Origin of the sequence: Nostoc sp. C110 (assembly GCF_043099725.1) — a bacterium.
GTDB lineage: Bacteria > Cyanobacteriota > Cyanobacteriia > Cyanobacteriales > Nostocaceae > Nostoc > Nostoc muscorum_A.
The window spans coordinates 4,528,109-4,549,329 of the sequence record NZ_CP171148.1 but is presented as its reverse complement, the minus strand read 5'-3'; the positions used below and the strand labels follow the sequence as shown (position 1 = coordinate 4,549,329).

The 21,221-nt window shown below is 44.1% G+C and carries 17 protein-coding genes; 8 read left to right on the top strand and 9 right to left on the bottom strand.

Annotated features, from left to right (window positions below):
* Window positions 1-209: 209 nt before the first annotated feature.
* Both asnS and ACFFRD_RS24805 read right to left on the bottom strand, forming a co-directional pair.
* Window positions 210-1,601: an asparagine--tRNA ligase gene (gene asnS / locus ACFFRD_RS24810; protein WP_392478105.1), complete on the bottom strand. Its 1,392-nt coding sequence runs from the start codon at window positions 1,599-1,601 to the stop codon at window positions 210-212.
* Window positions 1,602-1,603: 2 nt separating this feature from the next.
* On the bottom strand, window positions 1,604-1,966 hold the full coding sequence (locus tag ACFFRD_RS24805) for a hypothetical protein (RefSeq protein ID WP_392478103.1): 363 nt from the start codon (window positions 1,964-1,966) through the stop codon (window positions 1,604-1,606).
* A 44-nt stretch (window positions 1,967-2,010) separates the two neighbouring features.
* On the opposite strand from ACFFRD_RS24805, the gene ACFFRD_RS24800 reads away from it, so the two are divergent.
* The gene (locus ACFFRD_RS24800) at window positions 2,011-2,286 is read left to right on the top strand and encodes a DUF6439 family protein (RefSeq protein WP_041565907.1); all 276 of its coding nucleotides are present in this window, start codon (window positions 2,011-2,013) and stop codon (window positions 2,284-2,286) included.
* A 151-nt stretch (window positions 2,287-2,437) separates the two neighbouring features.
* Here ACFFRD_RS24800 and ACFFRD_RS24795 read toward each other — a convergent pair whose 3' ends face one another.
* A complete protein-coding gene (locus ACFFRD_RS24795) occupies window positions 2,438-2,887 on the bottom strand; it encodes an anti-sigma regulatory factor (RefSeq protein WP_114084571.1) in 450 nt (149 codons plus the stop codon).
* 391 nt (window positions 2,888-3,278) lie between these two features.
* On the bottom strand, window positions 3,279-4,685 hold the full coding sequence (gene rlmD / locus ACFFRD_RS24790) for a 23S rRNA (uracil(1939)-C(5))-methyltransferase RlmD (protein WP_392478102.1): 1,407 nt from the start codon (window positions 4,683-4,685) through the stop codon (window positions 3,279-3,281).
* A gap of 260 nt (window positions 4,686-4,945) precedes the next feature.
* Here rlmD and ACFFRD_RS24785 point away from each other — a divergent pair, with 260 nt between their 5' ends.
* Window positions 4,946-5,431, top strand: coding sequence for an allophycocyanin subunit alpha-B (locus tag ACFFRD_RS24785; RefSeq protein WP_012407637.1), 486 nt, complete (start codon window positions 4,946-4,948; stop codon window positions 5,429-5,431).
* Window positions 5,432-5,972: 541 nt separating this feature from the next.
* Here ACFFRD_RS24785 and ACFFRD_RS24780 read toward each other — a convergent pair.
* On the bottom strand, window positions 5,973-7,952 hold the full coding sequence (locus ACFFRD_RS24780; protein WP_392478099.1) for a hypothetical protein: 1,980 nt from the start codon (window positions 7,950-7,952) through the stop codon (window positions 5,973-5,975).
* Between the two features lie 514 nt (window positions 7,953-8,466).
* Between ACFFRD_RS24780 and purL the strand changes: the two genes are divergently transcribed.
* The 3 genes from purL to ACFFRD_RS24765 all read left to right on the top strand — a co-directional run bounded on the left by purL (window position 8,467) and on the right by ACFFRD_RS24765 (window position 13,233).
* Window positions 8,467-10,842 carry a phosphoribosylformylglycinamidine synthase subunit PurL gene (purL, locus tag ACFFRD_RS24775; RefSeq protein WP_392478097.1) on the top strand — a complete coding sequence of 792 codons (2,376 nt, stop codon included), beginning with the start codon at window positions 8,467-8,469 and terminating at the stop codon, window positions 10,840-10,842.
* Between the two features lie 170 nt (window positions 10,843-11,012).
* On the top strand, window positions 11,013-12,512 hold the full coding sequence (gene purF, locus ACFFRD_RS24770; protein ID WP_163927719.1) for an amidophosphoribosyltransferase: 1,500 nt from the start codon (window positions 11,013-11,015) through the stop codon (window positions 12,510-12,512).
* A 133-nt stretch (window positions 12,513-12,645) separates the two neighbouring features.
* On the top strand, window positions 12,646-13,233 hold the full coding sequence (locus ACFFRD_RS24765) for a Uma2 family endonuclease (protein ID WP_392478095.1): 588 nt from the start codon (window positions 12,646-12,648) through the stop codon (window positions 13,231-13,233).
* 36 nt (window positions 13,234-13,269) lie between these two features.
* Here ACFFRD_RS24765 and ACFFRD_RS24760 read toward each other — a convergent pair whose 3' ends face one another.
* The 3 genes from ACFFRD_RS24760 to ACFFRD_RS24750 all read right to left on the bottom strand — a co-directional run bounded on the left by ACFFRD_RS24760 (window position 13,270) and on the right by ACFFRD_RS24750 (window position 15,262).
* Window positions 13,270-13,551 (bottom strand): hypothetical protein, encoded by a 282-nt coding sequence (locus tag ACFFRD_RS24760; protein ID WP_012407641.1) that lies wholly within the window; start codon window positions 13,549-13,551, stop codon window positions 13,270-13,272.
* A gap of 79 nt (window positions 13,552-13,630) precedes the next feature.
* Window positions 13,631-14,677 carry an ABC transporter permease gene (locus tag ACFFRD_RS24755; RefSeq protein WP_392478093.1) on the bottom strand — a complete coding sequence of 349 codons (1,047 nt, stop codon included), beginning with the start codon at window positions 14,675-14,677 and terminating at the stop codon, window positions 13,631-13,633.
* A gap of 66 nt (window positions 14,678-14,743) precedes the next feature.
* Window positions 14,744-15,262 (bottom strand): adenine phosphoribosyltransferase, encoded by a 519-nt coding sequence (locus tag ACFFRD_RS24750; protein WP_179071558.1) that lies wholly within the window; start codon window positions 15,260-15,262, stop codon window positions 14,744-14,746.
* Between the two features lie 477 nt (window positions 15,263-15,739).
* Between ACFFRD_RS24750 and ACFFRD_RS24745 the strand changes: the two genes are divergently transcribed.
* Both ACFFRD_RS24745 and ACFFRD_RS24740 read left to right on the top strand, forming a co-directional pair.
* Window positions 15,740-16,366, top strand: coding sequence for a DUF3038 domain-containing protein (locus ACFFRD_RS24745; RefSeq protein ID WP_114084563.1), 627 nt, complete (start codon window positions 15,740-15,742; stop codon window positions 16,364-16,366).
* On the top strand, window positions 16,363-17,793 hold the full coding sequence (locus ACFFRD_RS24740) for a DUF4335 domain-containing protein (RefSeq protein ID WP_392478091.1): 1,431 nt from the start codon (window positions 16,363-16,365) through the stop codon (window positions 17,791-17,793). The genes ACFFRD_RS24745 and ACFFRD_RS24740 overlap by 4 nt, the downstream gene beginning before the upstream one ends.
* 61 nt (window positions 17,794-17,854) lie before the next feature.
* On the opposite strand, the gene ACFFRD_RS24735 is transcribed toward ACFFRD_RS24740, so the two are convergent.
* Window positions 17,855-20,122 carry a transglycosylase domain-containing protein gene (locus ACFFRD_RS24735; protein ID WP_392478089.1) on the bottom strand — a complete coding sequence of 756 codons (2,268 nt, stop codon included), beginning with the start codon at window positions 20,120-20,122 and terminating at the stop codon, window positions 17,855-17,857.
* 430 nt (window positions 20,123-20,552) lie between these two features.
* On the opposite strand from ACFFRD_RS24735, the gene ACFFRD_RS24730 reads away from it, so the two are divergent.
* Complete coding sequence (locus ACFFRD_RS24730) at window positions 20,553-21,203, top strand: hypothetical protein (protein WP_392478087.1); 651 nt, start codon at window positions 20,553-20,555, stop codon at window positions 21,201-21,203.
* Window positions 21,204-21,221: the final 18 nt, after the last annotated feature.

The following is a 21,221-nucleotide window of genomic DNA, read 5'->3' as shown; positions in this document are numbered from 1 at the left end:
TTGGTCTTGTAGGTTGATGATAAATGTTTTTAACTGGATTTTTGTTGAGCCCCAAAATTTAAAAACCTGGCGATTATAAATCAATACGGTTCAAAGCGCTACTTGTACAAAATCGTGGGCTTTGAGACGCGATAAATAGCCTTCTCTACAAGTTTTTTGGTCTTATCTGAACTGTATTGGATTATAAATGGCCAGGTTTACAAATTTAACTAAAATTCAGCACTTTGTGGTGTACGCGGAAAAGGAATCACATCGCGGATATTTCCCATACCCGTCATAAATTGCACGAGTCGTTCAAAACCCAGTCCGAAGCCAGCGTGGGGAACAGTACCATAACGACGTAAATCAAGATACCACCACAATTCTTCTGGCTTTAATCCTTGCGCTAACACGCGGCGTTCTAAAACTTCTAGGCGTTCTTCACGCTGGGAACCACCTACAATCTCGCCAATTTTGGGTGCGAGAATATCCATTGCGCGGACGGTTTTTTCATCGTCGTTCAAGTGCATATAAAAAGCTTTGATTTGCGCTGGATAATCTGTAACAATTACTGGCTTTTTAAACTGTTGTTCAGCCAAGTAGCGTTCGTGTTCTGATTGTAAATCTAAACCCCAACTCACAGGATATTCAAATTTAACATCAGCTTTTTCTAAAACTTTGATGGCTTCTGTATAAGTTAAGCGCTCAAACTGATTATTAATAATATTTTCGGCTGTTGCCAACACAGACTTATCAATGCGTTCATTGAAAAATTCCATATCTTCTGGGCAAGTTTCCAACACATATTTAAAAATGTGTTTGAGAAACGCCTCAGCTAAATCCATATCGCCTTCTAAGTCACAAAAAGCCATTTCCGGCTCAACCATCCAAAATTCTGCTAGGTGGCGGGAAGTATTGGAATTTTCTGCACGGAAGGTAGGTCCAAAGGTGTAGACGTTACTAAACGCCATTGCCATCACTTCCGCTTCCAACTGGCCGCTAACTGTTAAATATGTGGGTTTCGCAAAAAAGTCTTGGCTGTAATCTACTGCTTGGTTTTCTGTGCGGGGGATATTCTTTAAATCTAAACTGGTAACGCTAAACAGTTCACCTGCGCCTTCACAGTCGCTAGCAGTGATGATAGGGGTGTGTACCCATAAAAACCCTCTTTCTTGGAAAAATTGGTGAATTGCTGCCGAACAAGCATTTCTGACACGGAAAACTGCACCAAAAGAATTAGTCCGCGATCGCAAATGTCCAATGGTTCGCAGAAACTCAAAGGAATGGCGTTTCTTTTGTAGGGGATATGTATCGGGATCAGCTTCGCCGTAAACTTTCACGGACTCGGCTTTCAACTCAATTCGTTGTCCTTTACCAAGAGAAGCCACTAGTACCCCTGTAGCCTCAACAGCAGCACCTGTATTCAGTTTTTTCAATATAGCTTCGTAATCTGGCAAATCCTGATTGATGACGACTTGCAAATTAGCTAGTGATGAGCCGTCATTGACTTCAATAAAAGCAAACCCTTTGGACTCGCGCTTCGTCCGCACCCAGCCTTGAACTTGGAGGGACTCATCAGGTTGGCCACTTCGCAATATTTCTGCAATCCGTCGATTTACCATATTTACCCAGCATAAGACTTTAATATCCAGCCTATGATAACGCCCATTCCACCAAAGCGGACGACTTGCCAGAAAGGTTTTTTGAGGCTACGCCAAGAAAATAGCTGGCTTTCTAAGTTTAGTTCTAGCCTTTCCAACTGCTGTTGAATGTGCCGTAACTCTGCTTTGATTTCTGGAGTCTGAGATTTATTGTGCTTTAGTTGATCGCGGCGCTGTTGCCATTGTGCCTGTTGTTGGCGATCGCGTTGCACTTGATCGTAACGTTCTTTTAAGGATACGAGCGATCGCTCTACTTCCTCTAATTCTTGTTCAAAATCTGGTTCTTGATTTTCTGCTGACGACTGTGATTGTTTTGGCGGCTTCATTTACAAGTAGTAAAGTAGAAGTAAATGCAAATGTGCCAATAGTTATGTCCCAATCTACCCAGCTGCCGAAAACCAGTCAACTGAATGAACTTAGTACTCTGGAACTAGCTCAAGCTCTCATGGAAAGACTGAGTATTTCCCCTAACGATTGGCATCGCCTCAAGTCTAACCGCAATTCCCGCGCTAATGAACAAGTGGCAGCAGCAATTGTGTATCTTTTAAAGAATCAGCCACAAGAAGCTCAAGCTAGATTAGAACAGGCAATTGGTTGGTTAGATCGCTCAATTTCCGCGCCTCCCTGTCCAACTCACGGCAAGTAGATAATGGGGAATGGGGAATGGGGAATAAAAATCAATCAAATAATAACTTTCCCCATTCCCAACTCACAATTCCCTACTCCCTCATGGGAAGTAAAGAATAGGGAATAGTTAGTAAAAAACAATCAATTAATAACTTTCCCCACTCCCCCTTTTATCGTCGCAGAGATAGTCCCCGGCGAGTTTCCATTTGTTTACAAAGCCTTAATTCTGTGCCTTTGCGGTTCCACTCTACCTGATCAAAAATTTGATGGAGAAGACATAAACCACGACCACTTTCTGATTCATCTGGTGGTAAATAGTCTGTTGGCTCTTCTTCAATAGCAGATGAAGGAGTAAAGCCACTACCCTGGTCTGATATTATCCACCAATATTGATTATCAATTAAAGAAAAACGGACTACAACTGTTTTACTGGGGTCAAGATTATTGCCATGTTTAGCTGCATTTACTAGAGCTTCTTGAAGTCCTAGCCGCAGTTCTGCTTGTAATTTTGCTGGAATTTCTGCCAACAGTAAATCTAAGATTGGACAAAGGTAGAGGGTTGAGGCAAAACTAATAGTGCCCCAATAACGTGCAACTGGACGGAGTGAAATTGTAATCACAAGAGAAACCCCATAGCTTTCAGTTAGCTAGACATCAGTTTGCTATTACAGGCACCCTGATAAAACTTGAGGTGGTCATGCTGCCTTCAAACTTGCGTCTTTAAAACTAAATTTTGAAAATGCTAGGGAGCATTAGCCCTATAGTATGAGTTGAGATTGTTTGGATATATAACGGCTGCAATAGTTTTGATAATGATGTTAGCAACTTAAAAAGATGCTAGTAATTTGACCGAGTATTGGGATACTCTAGTTAATTGCCGATTTCTCATTTACACAATCCAATTCATATTTATAAGAACCTATGCAACTTGAATTTATTTAAACGAAAAAGAATTTTTATTTTCAGCTTAATTCAATTTTAGCATCTTTAGTATGCACTAGACTAAAATTTTCAAATTTCAGTTTTTGTAAAGGAATTACTATCCTTGTGCAAATCTGATAGCACAAGAAATGCGGCAGCTTCAACATGAGCAGTTTGAGGAAAAAAATCAGCAGGTTGTACCCGTGTGATGGTATATTGTCCATCTTCACAAAGCAATTTCAGGTCACGGGCTAGGGTAGATACCTTACAGCTGACGTAAACTATCCGAGATGGTTTCAGTTGCCGTAAAGTGTCGATGACAGCCCGATCGCACCCCTTACGTGGCGGATCGAGTATTACTACTTCTGGTATTGTGCCCATTTTGGGAAGCAATTTCTCTACTGCGCCGACTTGGAATGTCACATTATCAATTCCGTTGCGGTGGGCATTCAAAATAGCTTGTTCTACTGCTGCTGGTTGCACTTCTAATCCTGTAGCAATCCGTACTTTTTTGGCGAGGGGTAAAGTTAAAGTCCCAATACCACAGTAGGCATCAACTAGCAACTCATGCCCTTGAAGATTGAGTTCTGATTGAATTATCTGCAATAGTGCCTCTGCTGTTTCTGTATACACTTGGAAAAATGTATCTGGGCGTACTTGAAATTCCAGTCCAGCAAAGTTTTCACGCAGGTGGGGGACTCCAGCAATGCAACGAGTTTCTGATCCGAATATAGCATTTGTGCGATCGCCATTGCGATTGAGCGACACTCCCACTAACTGCGGATAACGCTTTAACCATTCCTGTGCTTGGGTTTCAATTCCTGATAAATTCCAGTCTTTCACCACCAAAGTCAACAACATTTCTCCAGTGTGTCGGCCAATGCGTAAACCCAGATGGCGAATTTTTCCCCGATGGCGCTGTTCGTCATAAATTTGCCAACCTTGTCGTTGAATATCTTGCTTAACTTCGGCAAGTAAGGGATTTAATCGCGCATCTTGAACTGGACATTGATTTAAATTAATTAATTGGTGACTACCTTTTTGGTAGTAACCAGCTTGTACCTGTCCTGTTGCCGATATGCCCAAAGGATATGTAGATTTATTACGATAGCCTAAAGCAGAAGGGGCGGCGAGTACCGGATTTACCGGTGGTTGGACAAAACCACCAATGCGTTCTAAAGCTTGGATAACTTGATTTTGCTTGGCTACTAGCTGGTAGTCATAATTAACATGCTGCCACTGGCAACCACCGCATTTATCCGCCACAATACAATTGGGTCGGATACGGTGGGGAGATGGCTCTAATAGCTCGTGGAGCTTCCCGTGGGCGTATTTTGGTTTAACATGAACCAAGCGAATAATGGCGCGATCGCCCGGTACAGTATCTGGGACAAACACTACACGCTCATCAGCGCGTCCCACCCCATCACCTGTATCACTCAGGTTAGCGATCGTTACTTCAATTAATTCACCCTGTTGCCAAATTATTTTAGTCATTAGTCATTAGTCATTTGTCATTTGTTATTGGGCATGGGGCATTGGGCCAAACAGTTCCGTTAGCGGTAGCGGGGCGTTTAGCCCGTGAAGAGTTAGGAGTTACGAATTCTCCCCCTGCTTCCCCTGCTTCCTCACTCCCCACATCCCACTCCCCATTCCCCAAAAGTTTCAATTCAATACATAAGTAGCTCCTATCTCTTCACTTGTGTACCTCCGACTCGCTAAACTAACAGATAATATTTCAGGTGATTTCAATCATCATGACTGTAATTAGCCAAGTTATTCTCAAAGCCGACGACGAACTGCGTTATCCCAGCAGTGGCGAACTTAAAAATATCAAAGACTTTTTGCAAACCGGCGTACAACGGACGCGGATTGCGGCTACCTTAGCCGAAAACGAAAAAAAGATAGTTCAAGAAGCAACCAAACAACTTTGGCAGAAGCGTCCTGACTTTATCTCCCCCGGAGGTAATGCTTACGGAGAACGCCAACGCTCTCTATGTATCCGTGACTTTGGCTGGTACTTACGTCTAATTACTTATGGTGTGCTTGCTGGCGACAAAGAGCCGATTGAAAAAATCGGTTTGATTGGTGTGCGGGAAATGTACAATTCATTGGGCGTTCCCGTGCCTGGAATGGTAGAAGCTATCAATTCCCTCAAAACAGCCTCTCTTGGCTTATTGAGTGCGGAAGACGCTGCTGAAGCAGCACCCTACTTTGATTACATCATCCAAGCGATGTCTTAATACAAAGTGTGTGTTGGTTGTAGGAGTATACTTCCAATCTAGTAGAGTGAGTGCAAGATACTAGCACTCGATAGGGATAAGATACCGAATTTGATCATACCCTCCCCACAATTGGTAGTGGCTGTGGCAAAATATCTGTCAAGTTACCAACCAGTTGTGGGGAAATTTATTTAAGTAGATAGTTATGGGGCATTTCTCAAAGGATGAAGGATATACAGACATAAAAAACCGACAGTCCTTAGTTAAGGCTGTCGGCAATTAAGTGTGTTCCCTATTAATGACTCGGCTAGAGTTCAGTTGTCATTAATTATGCCTAGTTAGCGATCGCAGAGAGACGATCATAATCATAGATATGTGTGATTCTCGTCACTTGATTGTTACAGCTAAACTGCATACACCCGAATAATCTCTGAGTCACAGTAAATCTATGCAAATTTGGAACTAAGAATATATACGCTAGTAGATAATTTGTCACCTTAAGAGCAAATAACATTGATTAGACACTTACAAGGTAAAACACGAGACGGAGGAATTCCCAAACCTATGCCTCGTTTGCCATACTGCTGTAGCAGAAAGAGCTATCTGCAAAGATAAATTTCTCAAAGCCTGTCGTAGACAAGATAATGGAGTTTCCATTGCTGTTGAAAGTGATATTGGCATTAAGGGTATTGCCCGACATAACCCCAGATACAAAGAGTTCAGAGCGATTGAAAGCGCTGAGATCGAGGGTGTCAAAACCATCTCCGCCATCAACAGTTGCAGTACCAAATCCTTTAAAGTAGTCATTCCCAGCACCTAAAGCAATATTGATTCCGCCACCGATGGTGACTTTCTGCTGAACTCCATCTAGGGTGCTGTTGGCGATAATTTGGTCATTGCCGTTGCCAGTCTTGATGATTCCTTCTCCATAAATACCGTATGCTGTACCACCAATTGACGCTGTTGCCTGTCCAGTAAGCTTGTCAGAACCATTGCCAGTATCAATTATTCCATCGTTGACGATGCCAAATGCAGTGGAGTTTGTTCCAGAACTGTTCCCATAACCAGTAATTATGTCCTTGTCTGACCCTGTAGTAATAGTGGCATCTTTAATGTTCTGGATGCCGATTCCAGCACCGCCATCACCAATGCCACCGCCACCGTTGCCGCCGATGCCACCAGTGCCTCTGCCAATGATAGTGTTTTCACCGTCTTGGGTATTTAGTTTGCCACTATTGCTAATGCCAGTCGCACTACCGCCATTACCACCGTAATTACCAGCGCCACCCATGCCACCAGTACCAGTACCGGCGATCGTGTCATTTCCGCCCCCTGCATTCAGACTACCACTGTTAAAGATGCCGGTTGCAGTACCGCCGTTTCCACTCCTCAATTCATCGCCACCGATGCCGCCAGTAGCAGTACCGCCGATCGTGTCATTTCCTTCCCCTGCATTCAGACTGCCACTGTTAAGGATGCCCATTGCAGCACCTCCGTCGCCGCCCCTGCCTGGAAACCCGCCGCCGATGCTACCAGTACCAGTACCGACGATTATGTCTTCACCGTATCCGGTATTCAGACTACCACTGTTAAGGATGCCAATCCCCTTACCGTCGAGGCTACCAATCATGCCGGCTCCGCCGTCGCCACCAGTGCCATTGCCAGCGATTTTATCTTCTCCGTCCCCTGTATTCAGACTCCCGGTGTTAGCAATGCCGATCCCAGCACCCCTGTTATAGTAACCGTAACTGCCACCAGTACCAGTGCCGATAATCGTGTCTTGTCCTTCCCCGGTGTCCAGTTCGCCACTGTTAGCGATGCCAATTCCATATCCGGCTGTGCCGTTGTGGTAACCGCCGCCGCTATTGCCGCCAGTACCAGTACCGATAATCGTGTCTTGTCCTTTCTCAGTGTGCAGTTTGCCACTGTTAGCTATACCAGTCCCAGCAACACCGTTGCCGCCCTCTAAAAAGCGATTTCCATTTCCGCCGTTACCGCCAATACCAGTGCCGACAATCGTGTCATTTCCGTCTCCTGCATTAATATTGCTAGTGTTGGCTATTCCAGTCCCAGTTCCGCCATTGCCGCCGATGAAGTCGCTTAGACCGCCGCCTTGTCCGCCGCCGTTACCGCCAGTACCAATGCCGACAAGCGTGTCATTTCCATCTCCTGCATTAATATTGTTATTGTTGGCTATTCCAGCCCCAGTTCCGCCATTACCGTTAGCGCTGATGGTGTCGAAATTGCCGTTGCTGCCGTTGCCACCGTTACCGATGCCAGCGATCGCGTCTTTTCCATTTCCTGTATTCAGACTGCCACGGTTAGCGATGCCATTGGCATTCCCACCCTCAATGGAGCCGCCGATGCCGCCGATGCTACCAGTACCCGTGCCCTGAACGGTGTCATTCCCTGAGCGCGTACAAATGAAACCTCCAGTTAAAATATCAATACCTATTGCTGGAGATGCATTTAATTGTTCTCCAATCAGAGTGTCAGAACCGGGGGTACCGATGAAATTGGGTGGAACGGTAAGTTTAGGCATGATCAAAATCCTCGCTATTAGATTTAGTGCGGTCAATTTACTAATTGGAATGAGTAGTTTCTCAAAAAAATAAATTTCCAGAATCCTTTCTTCAAAAGCCACTCAGTGATTGAGTTTGCTGTTATATGAGTCACTTCAAGCGAATGAAATGCCAACGAGATAATTTAGATTGCAGGGCATTAAAACTTGCGATCGCATCGCATCCTATGAATTTTTTCTGCATTCAACTAGTAGAGCATCTGACAGGCTGATAGCCATTTCTATAATCTGGAAATGACCTATGCATATTACAAGGGAATAAAATTTTATTACTTCACTTTTATCAGTATATTTACCAGTAATTCAGTGTTGAATACAATCTCTCTTTAGGTGTACAAAAATATGTATCTTTAAGTAAATTTATTTATTTTTTTAAATTTTCAGCGTTATATAGTTATGAACCATGCTAACAAATCCACCTACAGGGCAAGTAAATCGGTAGAATAATGCTCTGTACAATTGGTGCATAATTTCCATGACCGCCACATCTCCTGCTTTTTTTTCCCCTCAAGAAATCGCTGCTGAAGGTCTTAAACCAGAAGAATACGCAGAAATTGTCCGTCGGTTAGGCCGTCATCCTAACAAAGCTGAACTGGGAATGTTCGGGGTAATGTGGTCAGAGCATTGCTGTTACAAAAATTCTCGGCCTCTACTCAAACAATTTCCTACTAAGGGGCCCCGCATCCTCGTAGGGCCTGGTGAAAATGCTGGTGTTGTAGATTTGGGTGACGGACTCCAACTAGCTTTTAAGATTGAATCTCACAACCACCCATCAGCTGTAGAACCATTTCAAGGTGCAGCAACGGGAGTAGGCGGTATTCTTAGAGATATTTTTACAATGGGTGCGCGTCCCATTGCTCTATTAAATTCCCTACGTTTCGGTTCTCTAGAAGATGCCAAAACTCAAAGGTTGTTTCAAGGTGTAGTTGCGGGCATTTCACACTATGGTAATTGTGTAGGAGTACCCACCGTTGGCGGCGAAGTTTACTTTGACCCAGCTTATTCTGGTAATCCCCTAGTGAATGTTATGGCACTAGGATTAATGGAAACCCAGGAAATTGTTAAATCTGGGGCATCTGGCTTAGGAAACCCCGTGCTGTATGTTGGTTCTACCACTGGGCGCGATGGTATGGGAGGCGCAAGTTTTGCCAGTGCAGAATTAAGCGATCAGTCAATAGACGATCGGCCTGCTGTGCAAGTAGGCGATCCATTTTTGGAAAAGTCGTTAATTGAAGCTTGTCTAGAAGCGTTTAAAACGGGTGCAGTTGTCGCCGCCCAAGATATGGGAGCAGCTGGAATCACGTGTTCTACTTCAGAGATGGCGGCAAAAGGTGGAGTAGGAATTGAACTAGATTTAGACAAAATTCCCGCCAGAGAAACGGGGATGGTTCCTTATGAATATCTGCTTTCGGAATCTCAAGAACGAATGCTGTTTGTTGCCCATAAAGGGCGTGAGCAAGAATTAATCGACATTTTCCATCGTTGGGGACTTCAAGCCGTTGTCGCTGGTACTGTCATCGCTGAACCCATTGTGCGGATTCTTTTTCAGGGTGGAGTAGCAGCAGAAATTCCCGCCGAGGCTTTGGCGGAAAACACCCCACTATATAACCGTGAATTGCTGGCAGAACCGCCAGAATATGCTCGTCAAGCTTGGGAATGGACTCCTGATTCTTTACCTGCTTGCACAACCTCTGGCATAGAACTCAAAGGAGGTGTGCAAAATTGGAATGATATTCTGTTAACTTTGCTCGATACACCCACGATCGCATCTAAGAACTGGGTATATCGTCAATATGACCATCAAGTACAGAATAATACAGTCATACTACCAGGTGGCGCTGATGCGGCTGTTATCCGGTTGCGCCCTCTTGAAGAAATTCCCAATCTCAAATCTAAAATCCCAAATCTAAAATTAGGGGTGGCAGCAACAGTCGATTGCAATCCTCGTTATGTTTATCTTGACCCCTACGAGGGAGCTAAGGCAGTGGTGGCAGAAGCTGCACGCAATCTTAGCTGTGTGGGTGCAGAACCTCTGGCGGTGACGGATAACCTAAATTTTGGCTCTCCAGAAAAACCAATTGGTTATTGGCAATTAGCAGAAGCTTGTCGCGGTTTGGCGGAAGGTTGCCGAGAATTGGCGACACCAGTCACAGGTGGAAATGTCTCTTTATACAATGAAACCCTTGATTCTCAAGGCATTCCCCAACCCATTTATCCCACTCCTGTAGTGGGGATGGTGGGCTTGATTCCCGATATCACCAAAATTTGTGGACAAGGTTGGCAAGCATCCGGCGATGTGATTTATCTTCTCGGATTGCCTCTAGCATCCAAAATCAGTTTGGGAGCATCTGAGTATTTAGCTACTATCCACAATACTGTTGCCGGAAAACCGCCACGGGTAGATTTTGACTTGGAACGCCGCGTCCAAAAAGTTTGTCGGGAAGGAATTCGTAATGGTTGGATACGTTCAGCCCATGATTCTGCTGAGGGGGGAGTGGCGATCGCACTTGCCGAATGTTGTATTGCTGGAAACCTTGGTGCCGAAATCAATTTAGAAATAGCAACAACGCAGTTAAACCGCCTGGATGAGGTACTGTTTGCCGAAGGTGGTGCCAGAATTTTAGTTTCTATAGCATCAGAACAACAAGAAATTTGGGAATCATACTTACAGGAACATCTGGGTCAAGAATGGCAAAAACTCGGTATAGTCGATAATTCCCACACAGGCTTGGGGGTTTTCACCACTGATAACCAAACCTTAATCAAAGTTACGATCGAAGAGATGAACGATCGCTATTTCCATGCGATCGCTAGGCGTATCGCCAACCAAACCACTATTTCTGAGTCCTGAGTATTTAGACTTCACTCAGAAATCAGCACTAATCACTCAGAACTATTAGCGTCTCTGGGCATATTTACGGTACTGTTTTAATAGATGGTTAAAGATTTATTAAGAAATCAACAACTATCTATAGACATAATCCCAGTGACTTGACCCCCCCCACCAGGAGCAAAGCTAGCATGATCTCTATTCATTCTGTCACTTCGGATGAATACCCCGACCCTACCAACAACCCAATCAATAGTCATGAAAATCAGCCTGACAAGCCAGAAGAAGCTTGTGGTGTTTTTGGCATATACGCACCAGGAGAAAACGTTGCTAAACTGACCTACTTTGGATTGTATGCCCTCCAGCATCGGGGTCAAGAATCAGCTGGGATTGCTACCTTTGAAGGTACAAAAGTCCATCTCCACAAAGATATGGGCTTGGTGTCTCAAGTTTTTAATGAAACCATCTTGGATCAATTGCCTGGTAGCCTTGCTGTTGGTCACACTCGCTATTCCACCACAGGTTCTAGCCGCAAAGTTAATGCCCAACCCGCAGTCCTGGAAACTCGCTTAGGTTCACTAGCTCTTGCACACAATGGTAATTTAGTCAATACAGTGCAACTACGTCAAGAGTTGCTTGAGAAAAAATACAACTTAGTCACCACAACAGACTCAGAAATGATTGCTTTTGCGATCGCAGAAGCAATCAACGCTGGCGCAGATTGGCTAGAAGGTTCAATTCAAGCATTTCATCGTTGTGAAGGAGCCTTTAGTTTAGTTATTGGCACTCCTAACGGTGTTATGGGTGTCCGTGACACCAATGGCATTCGTCCTCTAGTAATTGGGACTTTAGCTGGTAATCCAGTTCGTTACGTTTTGGCATCCGAGACTTGTGGTTTAGACATTATTGGAGCCGAATACCTGCGAGATGTAGAACCAGGCGAATTAGTTTGGATTACTGAAGAAGGTTTAGCTTCCTATCATTGGAGTCAACAGCCCCAAAGGAAATTGTGTATCTTCGAGATGATTTACTTTGCCCGTCCTGATAGCATCATGCACAACGAGAGTTTGTACAGCTATCGGATGCGCTTAGGACATCAACTAGCTAAAGAATCTTGTGTCGATGCCGATATTGTCTTTGGTGTTCCTGATTCTGGCATCCCTGCTGCGATCGGATTTTCTCAAGCTTCTGGTGTAGCTTACGCTGAAGGACTGATTAAAAACCGCTATGTTGGACGAACCTTTATTCAGCCAACCCAAACCATGCGGGAGTCAGGTATTCGGATGAAACTTAACCCGCTTAAAGATGTGCTGGCGGGTAAACGAGTAATTATTGTTGATGACTCGATTGTGCGGGGTACTACCAGCCGTAAATTGGTTAAAACTTTGCGGGAAGCGGGTGCAGTGGAAGTACACATGCGAATCTCTTCCCCACCAGTAACTCACCCCTGCTTCTATGGCATTGATACCGATTCTCAGGATCAGCTGATTGCTGCTACCAAGTCAGTAGCGGAAATTGCCAAGCAACTGGAAGTAGACAGCCTTGCCTATCTCAGTTGGGAAGGAATGCTAGAAGCGACACGAGAAGATACCAATAGTTTCTGCTCTGCCTGCTTTACTGGAGATTATCCCGTGGCGATTCCTGAGCAAGTGAAGCGTTCTAAGTTGAGTTTAGAAAAGGTAGTGGTGTAGGAATTGAAGAAGGGAATAGGGTACAGGTTACAGGGTACAGATTATTCTTTATCACCTGTCACCTCTCCCCTAATCCCAATGCCCCATCCTCACTCAAGATAAAATAGGTAAATCACCTAAATAAAAATGGTCTATGAACCAGCCAATATTTGAAAGAGTGCGCTGGACTACCGCCGATTTAGAATTGTTTCCAGATAACGGGAACCGTTATGAAATTATTGACGGAGAACTGTTTATTACTAGACCGCTTCATTGGAAACATCAAAAAACTTGTGGGAGAATTTGTACTTCTTTAGATAATTGGTCACAGACTGCTAGTCTGGGAGAAGTTGTGATGGCTCCAGGCATAATTTTTGGCGATAATGATAATGTTATTCCCGATGTTGTCTGGGCTAGCAACGAAAGATTACCTCTGCTTTTAGACGAGGCGGGGCATTTGACTGGTGCGCCAGAACTGGTAGTAGAGGTGTTGTCTGCTGGTATTGAAAACGAAAAGCGGGATAGAGAATTTAAATTAAAGCTTTACTCAGCAAGAGGTGTTAGGGAATATTGGATTGTGGATTGGCGCAACCAACAGGTGGAAGTTTATCGACGTGAGCAAGCGAGTTTAAAGTTAGTTGCTACGTTGTTCAGTGATGATGAGTTGAACTCACCCATATTGCCTGATTTTAGTTGTGCGATGTCTACGACGGGCTACGCCTACGCATCCTTATTTACTTAATACAAGATTTACTTAATACAAGTTTACATAATTGGCTTAACTGTGCTGCAAAAACTCAACCTTGGGCAATAACGGGTCAGTCACAATACCCACACCGCTAAAACCCCAACGTTTGAGCAGGTTTCCCAACTGTGTACGTGGAATAGATTCCACAGTAAAGCGGTTTGCAACTTCTGCTGCATGGGTGTTGAGATAGCTAAGGGCATCAAAGTTTTCCTGAAACAGCAATAAATAACCTGATGTTTCGGTGTCAGGACGAGCTATCAAATAATTACCGTCAGTTTTTGAGCGCACCAAGTAATAGACTTCGGACAGCATGGAGATGGAGATGGGGAGAGTGGGACTAAACCAATGACAAATGACAAATGACAAATGACCAATGACCAATGACCAATGACTAATTGAGATTTTCTAGCCGAATGCGTGGATCGGCAGCTTTTAGCATCAAATCGGCGATTAAATTACCAGCAATTAGCAACACTGCGCCCATTACCAAGCTTGCCATTAACAAATATAAATCTTGAGCTTGTAAAGCCTGTAAAGTCAACCTCCCTAAACCGGGCCAGTTGAAGAAAAATTCGGCAATGAAAGCACCGTTTAATAAACCAGCTAATTCAAAACCCAATAAGGTAATCAAGGGATTTACGGCGTTACGAAGTGCATGAACGTAGATGACGCGGTTTTCTGGCAGACCTTTGGCACGAGCCGTTTGGATATAATCTTGACGCAGCACATCCAATAATTCGCCACGAGTGATGCGTTGTAAACCAGCAAAACTAGTAATTGAGAGGGCAATCGTAGGTAAAATCATGTGCCAGCCGACATCTAAGATTTTGCCAAACCATGTTAGTTCTGAGTGATTGATGCTAGTCATGCTACCCACTGGGAATAACGGCGAGGTGATTTGGGCTAAAACCAGCAGCGCTAAGGCAGTTATGAAACTGGGAAAGCCTTGTCCGGCATAGCTAATAACCTGTAAAAGCCTATCTGATAGCTTATTTTGGTTAACAGCAGCAAAAATCCCTAGAGGGATGGCGATCGCCCATGTGACAATTAAAGATGCGATCGCTAATAGCAAAGTAGCTGGTACTCTTTCCCACAACAGCGATGCCACTGAACGTTGATAAATAAAACTCGTGCCAAAATCTCCTTTTGTCAAGATTCGCCATAACCATAGCCAAAATTGCTCTGGCCAAGACTTATCAAGACCAAACTGCCGCTTTATTTCCTCAATTCTTTCTGGAGATATCTTCGGGTTTTGCCGCAGCGTATCTACATAATCCCCTGGAGCGAGTTGAATAATGAAAAACGACAATGCTGATGCCAAAAACAGAGTCAGTAGCGCCTGCAATACCCGCTTTGACACATAAATAAAAGTTTCGCTCGTGATTAGCCTGACTAGCCAATCCCGACCTGTCTCCAAGGAAATTCTCGTAGATGTCATTTGTCCTTTGTCCTTTGTTATTTGTTATTTGTTCTTTGCTAATGACCAATGACTAATGACAAATAACTAATATTCAATTAGAGAGATAATCGGCACGTCTGGCAGATATTTACGCCCTTCTAAATCCCGTAGCTCGATAATAAACCCAAATCCTACTAATTCGCAGCCAATCTTCTGCACTAACTTTGCTGTTGCACTCGCAGTTCCACCCGTAGCAATCAAATCGTCCACAATCAAAACTCGACTGCTTTCATGTAAAGCATCTTGATGCAGTTCCAGACAGTCAGTACCATACTCTAGGTCATATTCAATTGAGTGAACTGCTGCTGGTAACTTACCTCTTTTGCGGATGGGAATAAAACCAGCCCCTAATTGATAAGCCAGAGGTGAGCCAAAAATAAATCCTCTTGACTCTATACCAATTACATAATCTGGTTTTATTTCAGCTTCATTGCATTTTTGTGTTAAAAAGTCAATAGTATAGCGTAATCCCTCTGGATCGCGCAGTAATGTAGTAATATCCCGAAATAAAATTCCGGGTTTGGGAAAATCTGGAATGTCACGAACGAGAGACTTCAAATCCATAAAATGGGAATGGGGAATGGGGAATGGGGAATGGGGAATGGGGAATAAGTGAGAAGAGAAGCGGGGTAAGTATTGAAAAAAGAAGTATTGATTATTGATCAATGCCCAATGCCCAATTCCCTAATTCTCTAATTCCCAATGCCCAATTTTCAGATACCTGAAAAATCGTACACTATAATGTCATACGCTGGGGGTCAAGTGGGGGTCAAGTGGGAGTCAAGGCTGAAGCTTCGCCTTTTATTGACGATAATTAGAATCTAAACCAAGCTAGAAAAGGTATTACATTCAGAAATGAGGTGAATTAACTTATGTTTTAAAACTTTGATTTCAATATAGGGAAAACTTTGAGTAGAAAGAGTTAAGTAATGTATATATCAGGTAGTCATGCTACTGCTACAAGTCTAATGCTCAAGTCTTGGCTACCGATCTTAAATTTGTTTTATCTAGTCTGTTGGAACCGCACAAGGTATTTATAGAATGAATGTCTCAGCAAGTTTAACGCCGTTCAACAGTCCAACTCAAGATTCATTGCCTACGATTCTGGACACTTTGCCAGATCCTGCGATCGCTTCCAAGACTTGTCCTCGGAGAACGCGGTTGCAAATTGACCTGATTTTATTGGCAATTGAAGCTTTAGAGCTTGGTGGTTCGGAAGCAATCTTGAGTTTTGCTCAAGAGTTGGATCTCAAAGGAATTGTTAAAGACAGGGTGAATTTATGGCGGATGCGTAGCTCTAACCCGCTACGGAGAGCGCATATCCGCCGTCCCTTAACTATCATGGAAGCAAAAGCTCTGGTAGTCATTGCTTGCTATATAGCGCGGCGTTTAACTGTTGTCATTCGCCAGTTATTAATGATATGTCAACAAATGGAAGAAAAGCAGATTCCATTGGAACAGAATTTGCGTCTATCTAATTACCTAGAGCGGTTTAGAGCGCATTTTAAGAGCCGAATGAATGCTCGACGTTCTGGTGTACTAGCATTAACTTCTGATGAAAAATTAGATGAGCTAGCTATAAATTTGTTAGGACAATTACTATTTTGTACTGGTACAGCTGGAATGCAGCGATTCTGGATTAGTCTTTTTGACGGTGAAGTGGAATGAATATTCAACGTAAGTACAGTCTTCCTAATTGTACACTGCTTTTAGAAGGGTTAAGTGATGTTACTAGGGCTGCACAGTTTCAGGAAATGCGCCCGGAATTATCAATATTGGTAAATGCAGAATGCTATTTATCTGGCTATAATCAGCCTCTAACGGGAGGGCGGGAATTTTTTGAAAGTTTGGTGAGGGCTGTCAGTGGGTATGCCCAAGAATTTTTAAGTAGCGTACCTAATCCTCAAGCACACAATCAGGAATCGGAGCTAGTAGAGTTTCGGAAAGTTGATAGCAACCGACACAGATTAATCATCCATTCCGAAGGAACTCCAGAGGGATTCGATCACTCCAACAATTCCAAACGTCCGCCAATTGAAATAGATTTGAATACGGTGCAGTTGTTTGATTTAGTGGAAGCAGTGGATCAGTTTTTTGCTGATACCCAAACTTTACCCGAACTTTCTCTAGAACTACAACCAGTTACCAGACGCTATGGCGGTGCTAGTCAAGCTTTGGTTAGACAGGCTGTACCTGCTGTTGTGGGTGTGTCAAGTTTAGCAGTAGCTGCGATCGCCTTTAACTTGATTCCACCTCCCCAACTGCGTCCACCACAGCCAACAACAGATGAGCAAAGTAGCTCTACAATAAACAATATCACTCCTCCAGTATCAGCTGCTGCAACACCCATCCCTGCTGCAAAACCCACACTAACGCCTACAGCTAATGGAAAGCCGGCAGTTAAAGATTTAGAAGCACTTTTAAATACAGTTCCAGAAATTACCGATCCATCCCAGTTACGTGCATTGAATCGTCAAGTTTACAACCAAGTTCATCCAGCTTGGGCTAATCGCTCAGGATTGCAACAAGATTTGATCTATCGTTTGGGTGTAGCTGCGGATGGTGCGATCGTTGGTTATAAAGCGGTGAATAAAGAAGCGAATCTAGAAGTAGGTAAAACTCCTCTGCCTAACGTACTTTACAATCCAGCTACCCGCCCTCCTATTTCCAATGAACCAATCGCCCAATTTCGTGTAGTATTTACTACACAAGGTGTCCTGCAAGTTAGCCCTTGGCGGGGATATGCTAGAACGCCAGAGGTAGTGGGTACAAAAATTACTGACTCCAATATAGTCAAAAATTTAAATCAAAAGCTTTATAGTACAGTTCGGCAAACTTGGAGTGGCAAACCCACCTTTACGCGAGATTTGAAATATCGGGTAGCAGTCAACAAAGATGGCGTAATTGCTGACTACGAACCACTAAACCAAGTTGCCTTTGACTATTTTCGGGAAACACCCCTTCCCAAGATGTTCAACGCTATCTACGGCTCTAATGTAGCAGCCCCCAACGATAAAGAACCTCTCGCTCACTTCCAAGTGATATTCAAGCCTAGCGGCAACCTGGAAGTTACACCTTGGAGGGGATATCAATAATAATTCGTGATTCGTAATTCGTAATCCGTAATTTTTAACTATGAAATTACAAATTACGAATTTACCGCGTAATTCTCCGCATATAATTTCCCCACAACTGAGCGGCTTGAGCGCTGCTACCAGATGTGGGGGAATTGTTGTCGTTTCCCAGCCAAACACCAGTTACAAGTCGCCGACTTGGGATAAAACCTATGAACCATAAGTCAACGTTTTTATCAGTCGTGCCTGTTTTACCAGCTTCTCCGAGTCCAATGGCAGCACTACGACCAGTGCCTCTGGTGATAACACCACGCATCAAACTAGTCATCTCGTCGGCTACACCACTTGGCAAAACTCGTTTGTTAGCATCTGGATCTTGGTCGAAGGAGTAAATTACACGGCAGGTTTTGATATCATTGCGATCGCTGCAATCACCACTGTCTAAAATTCGGTTAATCGCATGAGGAGGATTCCACACTCCACGATTGCCAATAGAGCCAAAAGCACCAGTCATTTCCAAAACATTGACCACGCTTTGACCCAGTACTAAGCCAGGAACCGGATCGAGGTTTGACTTAATTCCCAAATTCTGAGCCATCGCCACTACTTTATTCAGCCCGATTTCTCTAGCAACTCCCAAGGCGATGGGATTTTCTGAAAGAGCCAGCCCGGTGGCAATATCTAAACTACCAGCACCGGAACGACAGGGTTTGTAAGTGAAGCCTTGCCAAGTTAAAGGAGCGCAGGAATAACTCTTAGATGGTGAAATTCCCTGTTGAATAGCGGCGGTGTAAGCAAAGATTTTGAAGGTGGAACCTGGTTGTCTTTTGGCTTGAACAGCGCGATTGAACTGACTTTTTTTGTAATCAGTTCCACCTACCATTGCCAGGATACTACCTGTACTGGAGTCAAGAGTTACCACAGCCCCTTGAGAGAAATTAAAATTTCCACCACTATTGTTGACTGAATTCCGCAACGCTGATTCAGCTTGGCTCTGGATTGCGGGATCAAGCTGGGTTTCAATGATGTAATTCCCTTCGTTTGCGGCTCCCTCGCCCAAGATTGATTCAAGTTCAGAGAAGACGTAACTGTAAAAATAAGGAGCAATCGTCTTAGCTTGTTGTTCACAAACTTTAGGACTAACTTGGACAGTAGAGCGTCTAGCTCGGTTCGCATCTTCAGGTTTAATTTTGCCCATTTCCAGCAATCGCTTAATCACACGATTCCGGTATTCAGCTGCTTCTAGCTTATTTGGCCCATCCCCACAAAAATCGAATGCGTTGGGAGCAGGTAAAATTCCCACCAAAGTTGCTGCTTCTGCCAAAGTTAATTCTTTAGCAGGCTTCTCAAAGTAATACCGGGCTGCATCCTCAAAGCCAGAGGTATCTCCCCCCAAAAAAACCCGATTTAAGTACATCAGCAAAATATCATCTTTGCTGTAAAAGGTTTCTAACTTCAGGGCGACAACTGCTTCCCGTAATTTGCGTCCAAGGGTATCCTGTCTACCTACATACTCTCGGAACAAACTGCGGGCAACTTGCTGCGTAACAGTGCTGGCTCCTTGCTGCACATCTCCGCTACGGCTATTGATCAACACGGCTCGTAAAATCCCCAGAGGGTCAACCCCAAAGTGCCAGTAATAACGACTATCTTCTGAAGCTACTACGGCAGATGGCAAATAAGGGCCAAATTCCTCTAAACGCTTCATATCTACGTGAGAGATAGTTCGAGGCTCTCTCAGAGGGGTGGCTCCATCACGGGCGTAAACAACTACTGGAGCGCGTGTAGCTGTAGGTAGGGGTCTAACTGAAAATTTCAGCCATTCTACGCCAATTACTAAGGCGAACAAGGCGCTGACACCACCAACACCATAAGCTGTCCAACTTGCAGCTTTGACATACCAGGCTGGTGGATCGACGTATTGCAGGCGCACAGAAGCGGCGAGTTCTGGGGGCCCCAGAGTCAGAATATCGCCGTGACGTAGTTCTAGAGAATTAACACGACGCTTGCCACGATAAATGCCATTGGTGGAGTTTTCGTCTTTGATGACGAAAACTGGTGTGCGCTGAGTAGAATTCCGCGATAGCGATAGGTGAATTTGGCTGACAACAGGGTTACGGACGACGATATCGCTGGATTTGGAACTACGACCGAGAATATAGCGATCGCCCAACAGTGGATATACCTCTGCTTTATCCGCCCCCGCATCCTGTACCCAGAGTTCCGGTACTTTGGCATTAGGCTTGAGCGCCAGTTTGGAAAAATCAACCCTAGCTTGGATAGTATGGACTGCTTGAGTCAGTTGACCAATTAACGTTTGTGGCTTGTGAGGGGGTTGGGGAGAACTCATCGGCTATTCACATCACACTTTTTAGTGAAGAATGGGGCGAATTACAATTTTAGATGTTAGTCTTTCATCATTTTACTCATAAGCCAAAGCATAAATTAGCTATACGGGACTTTTTGCTCTAATTTATACTGGACATTACTTTTTTCTCTGGGTTGACTCGTTATTTTTATCACTTCATTACAGAGAAATAAAATTTTTTCTCCTTCCTAAAGGCTTATTTTATCTACTCATTTTACTTTAATGACTACAAGCATAGATTGAAAGCTTGTACTTATAAGCACTAGTTAATAACAAACGACAGATTTAATTTTTACCAATTTTACATATCCACATATTCTGCAACAAACTTAAATATATTCATTTAGGAAGATTTTCTAAATCTTATTATCTGTTTTAATGGGCCGAGTGTTCCGTTGAGGTAAATTTCAGAATGATGGGAAAATCTCTGACCCTGATTGGTACAGCTCTATCTTTGGCTCTCACCACTAATATTGCCGTAGCCGAATCCAGTAAATCCCCCATAGCTCAATCCAGTAGCGAATCTACTAGCGCACCAACGGAAATCAAGATGTCGCCAGAAGGTATGAAAATTCTGTGCGAGTATTTTCCGCTTAACTCTCGCTGTCCCGGCGGCACAGCACTTACCCCTGGTACGGCTCCTGGTAGCACTACAGCACCAGCAGAAACCACACCTAGCACGACTCCTGGTAGCACTACAGTACCAGCAGAAACCACACCGAGTAACATCACTCCTCCCGAAAGCACTCCGGCACCAGGAACTGTTACCCCACCTGACAGTGGAACTCCCGAAAGCACTCCAGCACCAGGAACCGTTACCCCACCTGAACCTGGCGCTCCTAGTAACTTAACTCCAGCACCAGGAACCGTTACTCCATCTGAACCTGGCGCTCCTAGCAACTTGACTCCAGCACCAGGAAGTGTTACTCCAACTGAGCCTGGCACTCCTAGCAACTTAACTCCAGCACCAGGAACCGTTACTCCATCTGAACCTGGCGCTCCTACAGAACCAGGTGCCAACTCTCCCAGTACTCCATCTACTGCTCCTGCCCCAGGTAAATAAATTAAAAGCTGGATACGT